This window comes from Salipiger bermudensis HTCC2601, from assembly GCF_000153725.1.
GTDB classification, from domain to species: domain Bacteria; phylum Pseudomonadota; class Alphaproteobacteria; order Rhodobacterales; family Rhodobacteraceae; genus Salipiger; species Salipiger bermudensis.
Map to the genome: position 1 here is coordinate 372793 of NZ_DS022277.1, position 14177 is coordinate 386969.

Below are 14177 nucleotides of genomic sequence, written 5' to 3' on the forward strand. Positions count from 1 at the left end.
GCCCTCCTCAGCGCCCGGTCCAGACCGGCGGGCGCTTCTCTGCGAAGGCGGCCATGCCTTCCTTGGCATCCTCGGTCAGCGGCAGCAGACCCACCTGCGCCTCCATGAAGGCGATGGCCTGATCGGTGGTCATACCGGCCATGGAATTCAGCGCGTGCTTGCCGCGCCGGATCGCGGTGGGCGACTTGTCGGCCACCCGTCCCACAAGCCACGCCACCTTGGCATCGAGCTCTTCGGGATCGCAGACGTAGTTGACCAGCCCCCACTCCATCGCCTCGGAGGCGGAAATGAACTCGCCGGTGTAGCACATCTCGGCGAAACGGCGCGGCGGCACGGTGGCCTGCAGCAGCGCCGCCACCTGCATCGGGAAGACCCCGACCTTGACCTCGGGAAGACCGAACTTCGCCGGCCGCGCCGCCACCGACATGTCGCAGAGCGCCAGCAGCCCCATGCCCCCGGCAAGGCAGTGGCCATTGATCCTGCCCACCACCGGCACCGTGGTGCGGCGCGCCGCGCGCAGCAGGTTGGCGTAGGCCGTCATCGGGTTGGCATAGTCGAAGCCGAAGGTGCCCGCCTTGGGGTTGAGATCGGCGCCCGAGCAGAATGCCTTGTCGCCGGTGCCGGTCAGCACGATGACCCGCACCGCCGGATCCTGCGAGGCCGCCTCGAGCGCAGCGGTCAGCGACAGGATCAGCTCCTCGTTCAGCGCGTTGCGCCGCTCGGGACGGTTCAGCGACAGCGTCAGGATGCCGTCCTGCAGGTCGCTCAGAAGGATCTCAGAAGTTGACATCATGGCCCCCTTTCAGCGCCAGCATCTCGCGGGCTTCGTCCGGGGTGGCGACCGCCATCCCGAGGTCCTCGACCATCTTCTTGGCAAAGGCGACCTGGTCGGCATTGCTTTGTGCGAGGGTGCCGCGGCCGAGCCAGAGCGAATCCTCGAGCCCCACCCGAAGGTTGCCGCCGAGCATCACCGACTGCGCCGCGATCTGCATCTGCTTGGCGCCCGCGCCCAGCACCGACCACTGGTAGTCGTCGCCGAACAGCCGGTCGGCGGTGCGTTTCATGTGCAGGATGTCCTCGGGATGCTGGCCGATGCCGCCGAGGATGCCGAAGACGCTCTGGATGAAGAATGGCGGCTTGAGCAGTCCGCGATCGACGAAATGCGCACAGGTGTAGAGATGACCGATGTCGTAGCACTCGACCTCGAACCGGGTGCCGTTGTCGGCGCAGCGGCTAAGGATCATCTCGATATCCTCGAAGGTGTTCTTGAAGATCCGGTGCTTGGATCCCTCGAGATAGGGCTCCTCCCAGTCGTGCTTGAACGCCTTGAAGCGGTTCAGCATCGGGTAAAGCCCGAAATTCATCGACCCCATGTTGAGCGAGGCGACCTCGGGCGCGTAGTGCAGCGCCGGCGCAAGCCGCTCCTCGGTGGTCATCGTGGTCGAGCCGCCGGTGGTGATGTTGAGCACCGCACCGGTCTGCTGCTTGATGACCGGCAGGATGTTGGCATAGGCCTCCACGGACTGGTCGGGCACGCCCGTCTCGGGGTCGCGGGCATGCAGGTGGATGATCGAGGCACCGGCCTCGGCTGCTTCGACCGCGGCGGTGCTGATCTCCTGCGGAGTCACCGGCAGGTGCGGCGACATCGACGGCGTGTGGATCGAGCCGGTGATGGCGCAGGTGATGATCACCTTGCGGGGCTGTTTGGTCTTGGTCTCGCTCATGTCTGTCTCCTCCCTCTTCACCTTGCCGCGCGTCTCAGCGCAGCGTCTCCGCCTCGGCGAGGAGGGCCTCGCGGTCGTCGGGATGGGCGATGCCCGCGAGCGCCAAGGCGCGCTCGTAGACCGTCTTGTTGCGCAGGCTGGCGGTGCCATGTTCGGTGACCACGGTCTCGACGAAGGTGCGCGACAGCGACACCACGTTGGCGTCGAGCCGGGTCACGATGCGGGGCTTGCCTTTGTTGGTGCGCGACCGCAGCCCGAGCAGGAACGCCCCGCCCTCGACCTGTCCGCCGACCGCGAAGTCGATCAGCCCGCCCATCGAACCGGCCTGCTTGCCGCCGATGGTTTCGGCGTTGACCTGCCCCAGCAGGTCGATCTCGAGCGCCGAGTTGACCGAGAAGACGGTCTTGCGGGCGACGAAATCCTCGGGCCGGTGGGTGGTCATGGCGCTGGCCATGGCGATGTCGGGGTTGTTGTCGACCCAGCGGTAGAGCTCGGCGGAGCCGAAGATGTCGCCGGCATGGGCCTTGGGGCTCTCGGCCGTGGCGCAGCCGGCCTTGATCAGCTCCATCGTGGGATCGGTGAAGGTGTTGATGACGCGTAGATCCCGCGCGCCACGCGCCATCAGCGCGTTGGCTGCGGCCAGCGGAATGCCCCCGACCCCGAGGCTGATCGAGGCGCCGTCGGGGATCATCCCCGCGATGGCGGTGCCGATGGTCTCGTCGATGTCATCGAGCGGACGGTTGGGATACTCGGCCAGGGGCTCTTCCTGCTCGACCAGCACGTCGATCTCGGAGGCGTGGACCCGGCTGTCTCCGAGGGTGCGCGGCACGTTGGGATTGACCTGCGCGATCAGCACCTTGGCGCTGTGCACGATGCCCTTCACCACGGTGCAGTTCAGCCCCATGCTGTGATAACCCTCTTCATCGGGCGGCGAGACCTGGATCAGGCCCACGTCGAACGGTGTCTCGAGCAGGTAGCGCGCGGTTTGCGACCAGGTCAGCGGCAGGTAGTCGGCCTTCACGTCGGCGGCGGTCTTGCGCAACAGCGTGCCCGGCAAGAACCACGTCTTGAAATGGATGTTCTCGGCGCAGGGCATCTGCAGGAACTTGTAGCCCGACAGCAGCATGCCGCTGGTGACGGTCAGGTCGCGCAGATGTGCCGCGCGCTCCCAGAGCGCCGAGGTCAGCGCGCCGGGCTCGGCGCTGAGATGCGGAAACACCACCGACATGCCGCTCTCGATGCGGGTGACGGCCTCGGCGGCGCTGGTGGTGACGGGGGTCTTGGTCATCGTCTCTGTCCTGCTGCTGGCATCACGCGGCGGGGGCCTGGGCGATCACCCCGGCCTCGATCAGCGCCTCGACCTCGGCCTCGGGCAGCACCTCGAGTGCGACCTCGCGCGAGTTCTGCCCGACCTCGGGCGCACCGACATGGTTCGCGGGGCGCGCGCCGTCGAAGCGCATGGGCGCCCGCAACAGGCGCAGCCCGTCGTCGCGGGGCGGCTCGTACATGTCGAGCCACTGCATCTGCTCGTGCTCGGTAAGCTCGTCGGGTGTCACCACCGGCGCATAGGGCACGTCGTTGGCGATCAGCCGCCGCTCCCATTCGTCGCGGTCGTGTTTCAGGAAGGCCGCCTCAACGACGGGTCGCAGCTCGAAGTAATGCGCGCGGCGATCATCATAGGTCGCAAAGCGCGGATCCTCGAGCAGGTCAGTGCGCTCGATGGCGCTCAGCATGCCCTTGAAGAATTTCGGCGAGGACGACATGTGCAGGGTGATCGCCTGCCCGTCGGAGGTCTTGAGCGCAAAGCTCTGCGCCGCCGGGTGGCGCGACTCGCGATGCGGGGTCTCGGCGGTCTCGAAATACTGCGTCATGGCGTCGACGGTGATGGTGGTCATTGCCTCGAGCAGCGAGGTCTTGACCTCGGAGCCCCCCTGCCCCGTGCCCTTGAAGCGCCCGACCAGCCCGGTCACGATGCCGATCACCGAGACCAGCGCCGTCGTCAGGTCGCCGATGCAGGTGCCGGCAAGGCGGGTGTTGTCCTTGTCGCTCATGATCGACAGGAAACCGCTCATGCTGAGTCCGATGGTGTCATAGGCGGCGCGGTCGCGCCACGGACCGCCATCTCCGAAGCCCGAGACCGAGGAATAGACCAGGTCGGGATTGATCGCGCGGGCCACGTCGGGGCCCAGCCCCAGCGCCGCCATCTTGCCCGGGCGGGTGTTCTCGATCAGCACATCGAAGCCCGGCAGCAGCGCCTTGATCAGCGCGATGCCCTCGGGGCGCTTGAGATCGACGGCGAGGCTCTTCTTGCCGGCGTTCATCTGGTTGAAATAGGCGTTCTTCGCCCCCTCGCCGCGGCGGAACGGATCTCCGCCGCGCGGCGATTCAACCTTGACCACGTCGGCGCCGAGCGCCGCGAGGATGGTGCCGCAATAGGGGCCGGCGACGAAGGCGCCGAAATCGAGCACGCGGATACCGTCGAGCGGTCGTGTCTGGCTCATGCTCCGCCCTCCCCGACCGGAAGGAAGTAGGGCAGTGCGAAGGCCTCGTCGAAGCGGATCACCTTACATTCGAGCGGCATCCCGACCTTGAGATCGAAGCGCATTCCCTCGGGGATGCCCGAGACCAGCCGTACGCCCTCCTCGAGATCGACCAGCGTGATCACGTAAGGCACCTTGGGGCCGAGCATCGGATGCACCGCGTGGCGCGCCTCGGCGAAGGAGTTGAGCGTGGCGCGGCCCGAGGCGGGCTTCCAGCCAGTGTTGAACGAGCGGCATTTCGGGCAGATCGGCGAGGGCGGATGATGCGCCGCGCCGCAATCGTTGCAGCAGTTGAGATGCAGCGTGCCCTCGGCCAGATGCCGGTAGTACGGCTGTTCGAGATACTCGTCGGAAGGTCTGATGACAGTCATGCGCGCCCCAACACCATTGAGCTTGCCCCGCGAAGGGTGACGAAGGCGGTTTCGGCGCCCTCGACCTGATTGTGAGAGTCGCCCCGAAGCTGCCGAACGCCTTCGGCAATCGTGTTGAGGCCGTGGAAGTAGCCCTCGGAGAGAAGGCCACCATGGGTATTCACCGGCAGCGGCCCGCCGGGTCCGTTGCCGCCCGAACTCAGGAAGTCCGCCGCCTCTCCGCGGCCGATGAAACCGAAATCCTCAAGCGCGATGGGCACCATCATCGAGGTGGCATCGTAGATCATCGCCACGTCGATATCGCTGGCCGAGAGCCCCGCGCGCCCGAAGAGCTGCTGCGCCGCGCCCTCGGGGGCGAGGCTGTAGGTCTTTTCGGCATAGAGATACATCGGCACCGAGCCCGGGAAGATGTACTGCCCGGCCGCCAGCACATCGACGGCCTTGCCCGAGAGCTCGCGCGCTTTCTCCTGGCTGACGATGACCATCGCCATCGCGCCGTCCGTCTCGAGGCAGTAATCGTAGATCCGCAGCGGATGGGTGATGACCCGGCCGGCGCGGTAGTCGTCGAGGCTCAGGCTTTTGTCCTTCAGCAGCGCCCGCGGATTGCGGTTGGCATAGCCCCGCTGGGTCACCGCCACGCCGCCAAGCATGTCGGTGAAGCGCTCTTCGTCGAGCCCATAATGACCCATGTAGCTTTGCGCGTAGAGTGCGTGGTGCTGGCCCGGCACGAGCAGCCCGAAGGGCGCGGAATAGATGTCACCGGGCGGTTCGGGCTGGCGCGAAACCAGCCAGTCGCCCTCTTCCGCCAGCACCCGCTCGCCGCGCCCGAAGCGCACGCCGGACCGGGCGTTGAGCGCGCGGTAGAACACCACGCAGTTCGCCAGCCCGGCCTCGATCGCCGCGGAGGCCTGCGCGACCGCACCGCAGCAGTTGACGCCACCGAACTCGGTTTCACCGTAATAACTCAGCGAGGGCAGGCCGAGCGCGTTCACGATCGCCGCCTCGGACGTGTTGTCCCAAGTGTAGCGCACCAGACCGTCGATATCGTTGACCTCGAGCCCCGCATCCTCGAGCGCGCCGAGGATGGCCTCGAGCGCCAGCTTGAGTTCGCTGCGGCCGGAATTCTTCGAGAACTCGGTCTGACCGAGTCCGACAATGCTTGTCTTCATGTCCTGCTTTCCTCGGCACGCCAAGCGGCGATGCCTGTCCTCCTCGTCGCTCCCCGCGACACCCCTGACGCTACTGACTGACTATTCAGTGGTCAAACGCGGCAGCCGGGTTTTCCCGGGCGTCCCGCCTTGGCCTATGCCTCCCATAGGAAGCCCGCAGCCTTTGTCCCCGCCAGATTGACGGGGGCGTCAGTCAGGCCTCTGCTGGCATCGATTTCACACGACATGTCAGTTGAGGGAGGAACCGAACATGCGAGGCGTCGTCTTCACGGGGAACAGCACGCTCGAGGTGATGAACTTCGAGGATCCGAAAGCCGGGCCGGGACAGGCTGTGGTCCGGATGAAGGCCTCTGGCATGTGCGGCAGCGATCTTCACTACTATCGAGCCGAGAGCATGGCCAAGCTGATGGTACAGCTCGGGCTCAAGAGCTTTGCCGACCGCGGCCTGCCCGACGATACCCCGATCATCGCCGGCCACGAGCCTTGCGGGGTGATTGAGGAGGTCGGGCCCGACATCGACCCCAAAGTGCTCAAGCCCGGCGACCGGGTGATCGTGTTCCACTACGAGGGCTGCAATTTCTGCGAGCATTGCCGTGGCGGCTGGACCCAGATGTGCGAGAACGGCGTCGAGCCGCACGGTGTCGCCAAGCATGGCGGCCATGCCGAGTTCCAGCTGGTGCCGGCCTCGACGCTGGTCAAGATGCCCGACGAGCTGAGCTTCGTCGGTGGCGCGGCGGTGGCCTGCGGCACAGGCACCGCCTATTATGCGCTGGTCCGCATGGACGTGAGCGCGCGCGACCAGCTTGTGGTCTTCGGCCTCGGGCCGGTGGGCCTGTCGGCGGTGCAGCTCGCGGCGGCGATGGGTGTCGAGGTGATCGGCGTCGACATCGACCCGGGACGGGTCGAGGCAGCAAAGGCCTATGGCGCGGCGCACGTCATCAACGCCAAGACCCACGACCCTGTCGAAGAGGTCAAGAAGCTGACCCGCGGCAAGGGCGCCTCCTGCGCCATGGACTGCGCCGGCGGCGACATCGCCAAGCAGCAGGCGGTGCGCTGCACCGCACCCTGGGGTCGCATTGCGCTGGTCGCGGTGGGCGGCAATCTCAACGTGGTGGGCTGGAACGACATGATCGTCGGCCAGCGCACAGTGATCGGATCGTGGACCTTCTCGATCAACGGCATGAAGGACTGCGCCGAGTTCATCGCCGACCACGGCGTCGAGGTCGACAAGGTGTTCTCGGACCGCTGGGACATCGAGGAGGCCGAAAAGGCCTACCAGATGTTCGACAAGCAGACCGGTGGCAAGGGCGTCTTCGTATTCTGAGACCGAGGGCGGCGCGACCTCCACGCCCCGCCCTTTCTGCGCGCCCCGGTTCTCCCGCGGGGCGCGCCTTTTTTGTTTCGACCAAAAGGCGCTGCGCCCGTCTGGCAAACCCGGCCGGCGCTGAATATCGCGGCAGCTCCGGGCCATGCGCCACGCCTTTGCCTGCCAAAGGAATCCGTGCTGGCCCGCATTTTTCCTGCCTCGCCGCTCGGGCCGGGATGATACCCTGAACCCAACTCTGCGTGGCCACGGCCTGCGGCAACCGGGACGCCACCGGCGCTGGCCGGCCACCACGTCACGCGACCTTCAGGAGGAGTGGAGCTCATGAACGAGATCAAGTCGGACATCTCGCCCGCACGCGACGGCTATGTGGGCACCCGCCCGGTGCGCCCCGACGGCGTGCCCAAGGTCACCGGCGCGGCGCGCTATGGCAGCGATTACGCCCCGGCGGGGATGATCCACGGCAAGGTGCTGCGCTCGCCGCATGCCCATGCCCGTATCCGCGCCATCGATACCTCGAAGGCCGAGGCCCTGCCGGGCGTGCACGCGGTGGTGACCGGGGCCGACTTCCCGGATTTTCCCGATGCCTATGCCGGGCCCGAGCGCATCGAGAAGAACATGTTCCACGAATCCTCGAACGTCATGGCGCGGGGCAAGGTATTCTACCACGGCCACGCGCTCGCCGCCGTTGCCGCCCGTGACGAGGCGACCGCCAAGGCCGCGCTGAAGCTGATCGAGGTCGACTACGAGGTGCTGCCGCATGTCATCAGCATCGACGAGGCCATCGCCCCCGGCGCGCCGCAGGTGCATGACGGCATGACCACCCGCAACGTCACGCCGGCCCCCACGACGCCCTCGAACATCACCCGGCGCTGGGAGGACAGCCTCGGCGATGTCGCCGCGGGCTTTGCCGAGGCCGACGAGGTCGTCGAGCTGAGCTTCGACAGCGTCCCGGTGCACCAGGGCTATATCGAGCCGCATGCCTGCGTGGCCGAGTACGAGACCGACGGCAGCTCGCAGCTCTGGGTCTCGAGCCAGGGCCATTTCACCATGCGTGACCTGACCGCCAAGATGACCGGCATGTCACCGGGCGACATCCGCGCCAGCGCCGCCGAGATCGGCGGCGGCTTCGGCGGCAAGACCAAGGTCTATCTCGAACCGGTGGCGATGATGCTGTCGAAGAAGGCCGGGCTTCCGGTCAAGATGACCATGTCGCGCGACGAGGTGTTCCGCGCCACCGGCCCGGCCTCGGACAGCAAGATCCGCGTCAAGATCGGCGCAAAGCGCGACGGCACCATCACCGCCGGCGAGATCGAGCTCTACTACAATTCCGGCGCCTTCCCCGGCGCGCCCTTCATAAATGGCTGCCTCTGCGCCTTCGGGCAGTACGACATCGCCAACCAGCACGCGGTCGGCCATGACGTGCTCTCGAACCGCGCCATGACCGCGGCCTACCGGGCACCCGGCTCGACCCAGTCCTGCTTTGCCGTCGAGGGCGTGCTCGACGTGATCGCCAAGAAGATCGGTATGGATCCGATCGACCTGCGGCTGAAGAACGCCATCACCGAGGGCACCCGTCAGCTTGGCGACCGCACGGTGACCCACAACGGCTTCGTCGAGATCCTCGAGGCGCTCAAGGCGCATCCCGACTACGCCAAGCCGCTCGGCCCCAATCAGGGCCGCGGCGTGGCGGCGGGCTACTGGCACAACATGTCGGGCCATTCTGGTGCCACCTGCCTGATCAACAGCGACGGCGTCGTCACCATCGCGAATTCGAGCCCCGATATCGGCGGCAGCCGCGCCTCGATGGCGATGATGGCGGCCGACACGCTCGGCGTGCCCTACGAGGACGTGCGCTCCGAGATCCACGACACCGCGTCGGTGCCCTATGGCGATCTTACGGGAGGCAGCCGGGTGACCTTTGCCACCGGAAAGGCCATCGTCGGCGCCTGCGAGGAGGTCATCGACCAGCTCAAGCAACGCGCCGCCGAGATCTGGGGCGTCGAGGTCGAGGCCGTGGAATGGGCCGGCGGCGCGGCGCACCCGTCCTCGACCAATGTCGGCAAGTTCGAGCCGCTGACGCTCAAGGAACTTGCGGCGGATGCCAGCGCCACCGGCGGGCATTTCGGAGCCTCCTACGGCAAGACCATGTCGGGTCACGCACCGGGACTGAGCGCGATGTTCTGCGATGTCGAGGTCGATCCCGACACCGGCGCCACCAAGATCCTCAACTTCGTCAGCTGCCAGGACGCCGGGCGCGCCATCCACCCCGCCTATGTCGAAGGGCAGATGCAGGGCGCCTGCGTGCAGGGCATCGGCTGGGCGCTGAACGAGGGCTATGTCTACGGCAAGGACGGTGTGTTGCAGAATTCCGGCTGGCTCGACTACCGGATGCCGGTGGCCTCGGACCTGCCGATGCTGCAGGCGATCATCGTCGAGGTGCCCAACCCCTTCCACCCGTTCGGGGTGAAGGGCGTGGCAGAGGCGAGCATGGTCTCGGCGCTCGGCTGCGTCGCCAACGCGGTCTCCGCCGCCACCAAACGCCGGATGACCTCGCTGCCGATGAACCCGCAGACCGTGCTCAAGGCGCTCGACGAGCGCGGCGAAGAGCTCTGATCAACTGCCCCTGCGCCGCGACCCGGCGGCGCAGGGGTGCAGGGGGCCGAGCACAGGATCAAACGGCCTCGCACGGAGCGCATCCGTTCGATCTTGCAATCGGGACAAGAGCGGCTCAGGCCGGCCGGCGCGGCGGAAGATCGAGCCGTGCGACGATGCCCTCGAGCGCCGGATCGGGTGCCGGGTAGAGATCCATCACCAGCGGATCATGACCGGGGATCACGTGATCCCAGGAGCCCCCCACAAGCTCGAGGATGATGCGGAAACCCTCGGCCATCGCATCGGCATGCAGGATCGACGGGAACGGCACACGCTGCTTCGCATTGGCAAAGAAATGCGCCGCATCCGAGGCCACCACCACCCAGCCGCGCGCGGTCCAGACCCGCACCACCTGAAGCCCGTCCGTGTGGCCGCCGATGCGGTGCACGCTGAGCCCCGGTACAATCTCGGCGCTGTGGTCGTGGAACACCACGCGGTCGCAATGCACGCAGCGCACCAAGTGCACCACATCCTCGATCTCGTAGCCGCGCCGCAGGACCGGCGCGCACATGCAGCGCCCGGTGGCGTAGGACATCTCCGTGTCCTGCAAGTGAAACCGCGCCTGCGGAAAGCGGTGCAGGTTGCCAGCGTGGTCGTAATGCATGTGGGTGAGGATCACGTCCTCGATCCGGGCCGGATCGAGCCCGAGAAGCCCGATGGCATCCGCCGGGGACCGCAAGTAGCCGTCGCCCCGGCGCTCCGCCGAGGCATCGCTCGAGCCGGTGTCGATCAGAAACACCCGGTCCGAGCGCTGCGCCACCCAGACATAGAAGTCCAGGTCTGCATCCGCCTCGTGCATGTCGCCGCCCTGCAGGTTCTGCCCGAGCGTGCGTGGCCCGTTCACCGCGTATTTGATCGCGTAGAGCGCGAAGGGCTCCATGACGTGCGCGCGCACCGCCGCCCTCAGGCGGGGGCGCGCATCTCCTCGGCGGCGGCCTGCACCGCGCGGATGATCTTGTCATAGCCGGTACAGCGGCAGAGGTTGCCCGCCAGCCAGAAGCGGATCTCTTCCTCGGTCGGGTCCGGATTGCGCTCGAGCAGGTTCTTCGCGGCGACGATAATGCCCGGGGTGCAAAAGCCGCATTGCAGCGCGGCCTCCTGCAGGAAGTGACGTTGCACCGGGTGCAGCTCGCCGTGATCGGCGACGCCCTCGATGGTGGTGATGGTCTTGCCGCCGGCCTCGGCGGCGAGCATCAGGCACGAACACGTCACCCGCCCGTTCACCTCGATCGAGCAGGCACCGCAATCGCCCGACCCGCAGCCCTCCTTGGAGCCGGTCAGGTTGAGCTCGTCGCGCAGCGCCGAGAGCAGGGTCTGGTCGGGACGGGCGAGGAATTCGACCTCGTCGCCGTTGATCGTCGTGGTCACATGGAGTTTGGCCATCTGCTGTCCTCCTCGGTCAGGTCTGGGCGCGGGCGAGCGCGGCGGCGACGGTGCGCTTGAAGATCACCCCCGCGATGCGGATGCGGTACTCGGCGGTGCCGCGCTTGTCGTCGATCGGCCGGCAGACCCCGCGCACCGCCTCGGCGGCGCGCTCGAGTGCCGCATCGTCGAGCGTGGTGCCCACCAGCGCCTCCGAAGCCGCGGGCACCAGCAGCGCCGTCGGCGCCACCGCGCCGATCGCCACCCGGGCGAAGCTGCAGGTGCCGTCCGCATCGAGCACGAGATTGACCCCGACGCCCACCACCGCGATGTCCATCTCGGTGCGCGGGATGAAGCGCAGGTAGGCGTCGCCCGCACGTTCGGGGCGTGGCGGAAGGTTGATCGCGACAATCACCTCGCCTTTTTCCAGGCTGGTCTTGCCCGGCCCGGTTGGGATCTCTTCGACCGGGACCTCGCGGCGGCCCTTCGGGCCGACCACGCTGGCGCTCGCACCGGCAGCGATCATCGCCGGGACGCTGTCGGCGGCTGGCGAGGCGTTGCAGAGGTTGCCGGCGGGGGTCGCGCGCGACTGCACCTGCATCGAGCCGATCAGGTCGATCGCCTCGAGCACACCGGGCCAGGCCTTGCGCAGCCCCGCATGTTCGTTGATCTGGGCGCCGCAGACCGCCGCGCCGATGTGGAAGCCCTCGGCGTCCTCGGTGATCGAGACCACCTCGGGGATTGCCTTGATGTCGACCACAAGCTCGGGCGCGCGCAGCCCCGCGCTCATCTGCACGACGAGATCGGTGCCGCCGGCCAGCACATGCGCGGCGCCTTGCTCGGCTGCCAGAAGGCCGACCGCCTGCTCGATGGACGTTGCGGATACATACTGCATCTGTGTGGGTTCTCCTCCCTTGGACCGGGCGAGCGCCTGTGCGCCCCGGTCCGCACCTTGTCTCAGTGTCGCCCCTGCCCCCGTTTGCGGCAAGGCACTTGCCCCGGCGGATGGCGTCGCAGAGGCGTTGCCAATGCCCGGAACAGGCTTCCCGGATAGGTGGGCGGGGCAGGACCGACCGGCACGCGATGCGCTCCGGTCGGCCGCGGGCTCAGGTGAGCCAGAGCGTGATCGCCGGGAACGCCAGCAGCAGGCCGAGCGTCACGAACTCGGCGATGATGAAGGGCGTGACACCGGCGAAGCTCGATCTGAGATCTGTGTTGGTCGATGAGCCGGTGACGAAGACCACCATGCCCAGCGGTGGCGTTACCAGCCCGATCTCGGTGGTCTTGATCATGATCACCCCCCACCAGACCGGGTCGAAGCCGAGCCCCGCCATCAGCGGGGTCGAGATCGGGGCGGTGAGGATCAGCACCGCCGCCTGGTCCATGAACATGCCCAGGATCAGGTAGATGAACACCACGATCAGCATCGCCTGCACCGGCGTCATGCCGCTCTGGGCGATCCATTCGAGCAGCGTGTCGGTGATCTTGGTGAAGGAGATGAAGTAGCCCACCACGTGCGCGCTGATGATGATCATCATGATCATCGAGGTGATCCGCATGGTGCCACCGAGCGCATGGTTGAAGCCGCGCTGGGTCATCCGCCCCGAGAAGACCGAGATGATCAGCGCCCCGAAGGCTCCGATGGCCGCAACCTCGGTGGGGGTGGCGATGCCGCTGTAGAGCCCGCCCAGCACCACCACGATCAGCACGAACATCGGCCAGACGCGCCCGCCGCGCTCTTCGGCCATGGCGCGTTCCTGATCCGCGTTGCTCGGGCCCCATTCGGGCTTGACCCTCAGGGTGATCGAGATCGTCAGGATGTAGCCCAGCATGGTCAGGATCCCGGGGATGATCCCGGCAAGGAACAGCCTCCCGATCGAGGTCTCGGTCACCACACCGTAGATCACGAAGGCCACCGAGGGCGGGATCATGATCGCCAGCGTACCGGCGATCGAGATCGTGCCCACCGCCAGCGACGGCGCGTAGCCCGCCTTCATCATCGCCGGGAACGAGGCCCTCGCGAGGCTTGCCGCCGAGGCGGTGCTGCTGCCGGTGGCGGCAGCATGGATGGCACCCGCGAAGATGCAGGCCATGGCGAGACCGCCGCGCACCTTGCGCAGCAGCCGGTTGCAGGCCAGCAGCAGGTCGGTGGCGACGCCGCCGCAGGCGAGAAACTCGGCCATCAGGATGAACATCGGTATGGTCAGCATGATCGAGTTGGCGACGGTGCCGTGCACCACCTTGCCGAGCAGGGTCTCGATCATGCTCATCGGGACCAGCATGTTGAGACTGATCACCCCCGCAATCCCGAGCGCGTAGCCGATGGGCACCGCGAGCACCATCAGGCCGAGAAGGATGGCAACGCCGATTGCGAAGGTCATACGGCTTCCTCCTCGATCTCGTGGGACACGTCGAGCCCGGCTGCGGGGCCGATGGTGGTCAGCAGCAGGCGCAAGGAGAGCAGCCCCATGCCGATCGGGATCCAGATCCAAGACCAGTGCCACGGCCAGTCCACCACGCCCATGTCGACGGAATTGGTGCTGTAGGCATCCCACCAGTTGTAGCCCGAGAGCCAGGCCAGCTGGGCGCAGTAGATCCCGCTGGCGAGGAGGCCCACGCGCAGCAGGATGTCACCGACCTTTCGCGGCAGCGCGTGCAGCAGGAAGGTGATGCGGATGTAGCCCCCTGTCCGGAACGCCCAGGCCATCGGCATGCAGATCAGCCCGACCATCAGGTAGTTCTCGGTCACGAAGAGGTTGAAGTTCAGCGGGCTGTTGATCGCGTAGCGCAGCAGAGCGTCGGCGGTGTTGAGCACCATCGCGATCAGCATCATCAGCGCGGCGATCACTGCCGCGGCGACCTCGACCGGCGCCAGCACCCGGTTCAGCGCGCGGTAGATCGGTGATCCCGGCGCGGGATTGTCTGTCATCTGTCCTCCTCCCGGCAGGCGCCAACGGCATGTGCCCGATGTCCTGCCCTGTTTCGGCGCAACGCGCCGCCCGTATCTCCTGAGCCGGGCCGCGCCGGTCGCG

General features: G+C 67.1%; 13 protein-coding genes. 2 read left to right on the forward strand and 11 right to left on the reverse strand.

Annotated elements, in window-relative coordinates:
* Positions 1 to 7: 7 nt before the first annotated feature.
* The 6 genes from R2601_RS20830 to R2601_RS20855 are packed head-to-tail and all read right to left on the reverse strand — an operon-like array spanning position 8 to position 5804.
* Complete coding sequence (locus tag R2601_RS20830) at positions 8 to 790, reverse strand: enoyl-CoA hydratase/isomerase family protein (protein WP_040545672.1); 783 nt, start codon at positions 788 to 790, stop codon at positions 8 to 10.
* Positions 777 to 1724, reverse strand: coding sequence for a 3,5-dioxohexanoate:acetyl-CoA acetone transferase (kce, locus tag R2601_RS20835; protein WP_040545673.1), 948 nt, complete (start codon positions 1722 to 1724; stop codon positions 777 to 779). The genes R2601_RS20830 and kce overlap by 14 nt, the downstream gene beginning before the upstream one ends.
* Before the next feature lie 34 nt (positions 1725 to 1758).
* On the reverse strand, positions 1759 to 3012 hold the full coding sequence (locus tag R2601_RS26180; protein WP_083793990.1) for an acetyl-CoA hydrolase/transferase family protein: 1254 nt from the start codon (positions 3010 to 3012) through the stop codon (positions 1759 to 1761).
* Between the two features lie 22 nt (positions 3013 to 3034).
* Entirely contained in the window at positions 3035 to 4225 is a 1191-nt protein-coding gene (locus tag R2601_RS20845) for a CaiB/BaiF CoA transferase family protein (RefSeq protein ID WP_007802193.1), read from the reverse strand.
* Positions 4222 to 4635, reverse strand: coding sequence for a Zn-ribbon domain-containing OB-fold protein (locus R2601_RS20850; protein ID WP_007802197.1), 414 nt, complete (start codon positions 4633 to 4635; stop codon positions 4222 to 4224). The genes R2601_RS20845 and R2601_RS20850 overlap by 4 nt, the downstream gene beginning before the upstream one ends.
* A complete protein-coding gene (locus R2601_RS20855) occupies positions 4632 to 5804 on the reverse strand; it encodes a thiolase C-terminal domain-containing protein (protein ID WP_040545674.1) in 1173 nt (390 codons plus the stop codon). The genes R2601_RS20850 and R2601_RS20855 overlap by 4 nt, the downstream gene beginning before the upstream one ends.
* A 250-nt stretch (positions 5805 to 6054) precedes the next feature.
* Here R2601_RS20855 and R2601_RS20860 point away from each other — a divergent pair, with 250 nt between their 5' ends.
* Together R2601_RS20860 and R2601_RS20865 are read left to right on the forward strand one after the other, a co-directional pair.
* Positions 6055 to 7128 carry a zinc-dependent alcohol dehydrogenase family protein gene (locus R2601_RS20860; RefSeq protein WP_040545676.1) on the forward strand — a complete coding sequence of 358 codons (1074 nt, stop codon included), beginning with the start codon at positions 6055 to 6057 and terminating at the stop codon, positions 7126 to 7128.
* Positions 7129 to 7452: 324 nt separating this feature from the next.
* Positions 7453 to 9744, forward strand: a complete 2292-nt coding sequence (locus R2601_RS20865; RefSeq protein WP_040545678.1) for a xanthine dehydrogenase family protein molybdopterin-binding subunit — start codon at positions 7453 to 7455, stop codon at positions 9742 to 9744.
* Positions 9745 to 9859: 115 nt separating this feature from the next.
* Here the strand turns inward: R2601_RS20865 and R2601_RS20870 are convergent, their stop codons facing one another.
* The 5 genes from R2601_RS20870 to R2601_RS20890 all read right to left on the reverse strand — a co-directional run bounded on the left by R2601_RS20870 (position 9860) and on the right by R2601_RS20890 (position 14074).
* Complete coding sequence (locus R2601_RS20870) at positions 9860 to 10678, reverse strand: N-acyl homoserine lactonase family protein (RefSeq protein ID WP_217626398.1); 819 nt, start codon at positions 10676 to 10678, stop codon at positions 9860 to 9862.
* Positions 10679 to 10686: 8 nt separating this feature from the next.
* The gene (locus R2601_RS20875) at positions 10687 to 11166 is read right to left on the reverse strand and encodes a (2Fe-2S)-binding protein (protein ID WP_007802241.1); all 480 of its coding nucleotides are present in this window, start codon (positions 11164 to 11166) and stop codon (positions 10687 to 10689) included.
* Positions 11167 to 11182: 16 nt separating this feature from the next.
* On the reverse strand, positions 11183 to 12040 hold the full coding sequence (locus R2601_RS20880; RefSeq protein ID WP_040545680.1) for an FAD binding domain-containing protein: 858 nt from the start codon (positions 12038 to 12040) through the stop codon (positions 11183 to 11185).
* Positions 12041 to 12251: 211 nt separating this feature from the next.
* Complete coding sequence (locus R2601_RS20885) at positions 12252 to 13526, reverse strand: TRAP transporter large permease (RefSeq protein WP_040545682.1); 1275 nt, start codon at positions 13524 to 13526, stop codon at positions 12252 to 12254.
* Positions 13523 to 14074: a TRAP transporter small permease gene (locus R2601_RS20890; protein WP_040545683.1), complete on the reverse strand. Its 552-nt coding sequence runs from the start codon at positions 14072 to 14074 to the stop codon at positions 13523 to 13525. The genes R2601_RS20885 and R2601_RS20890 overlap by 4 nt, the downstream gene beginning before the upstream one ends.
* Positions 14075 to 14177: the final 103 nt, after the last annotated feature.

Coding starts and splice junctions, on each gene's coding strand:
- R2601_RS20830 (WP_040545672.1), bottom strand. CDS start 790: ATGTCAACTTCTGAGATCCTTCTGAGCGACCTGCAGGACGGCATCCTG.
- kce (WP_040545673.1), bottom strand. CDS start 1,724: ATGAGCGAGACCAAGACCAAACAGCCCCGCAAGGTGATCATCACCTGC.
- R2601_RS26180 (WP_083793990.1), bottom strand. CDS start 3,012: ATGACCAAGACCCCCGTCACCACCAGCGCCGCCGAGGCCGTCACCCGC.
- R2601_RS20845 (WP_007802193.1), bottom strand. CDS start 4,225: ATGAGCCAGACACGACCGCTCGACGGTATCCGCGTGCTCGATTTCGGC.
- R2601_RS20850 (WP_007802197.1), bottom strand. CDS start 4,635: ATGACTGTCATCAGACCTTCCGACGAGTATCTCGAACAGCCGTACTAC.
- R2601_RS20855 (WP_040545674.1), bottom strand. CDS start 5,804: ATGAAGACAAGCATTGTCGGACTCGGTCAGACCGAGTTCTCGAAGAAT.
- R2601_RS20860 (WP_040545676.1), top strand. CDS start 6,055: ATGCGAGGCGTCGTCTTCACGGGGAACAGCACGCTCGAGGTGATGAAC.
- R2601_RS20865 (WP_040545678.1), top strand. CDS start 7,453: ATGAACGAGATCAAGTCGGACATCTCGCCCGCACGCGACGGCTATGTG.
- R2601_RS20875 (WP_007802241.1), bottom strand. CDS start 11,166: ATGGCCAAACTCCATGTGACCACGACGATCAACGGCGACGAGGTCGAA.
- R2601_RS20880 (WP_040545680.1), bottom strand. CDS start 12,040: ATGCAGTATGTATCCGCAACGTCCATCGAGCAGGCGGTCGGCCTTCTG.
- R2601_RS20885 (WP_040545682.1), bottom strand. CDS start 13,526: ATGACCTTCGCAATCGGCGTTGCCATCCTTCTCGGCCTGATGGTGCTC.
- R2601_RS20890 (WP_040545683.1), bottom strand. CDS start 14,074: ATGACAGACAATCCCGCGCCGGGATCACCGATCTACCGCGCGCTGAAC.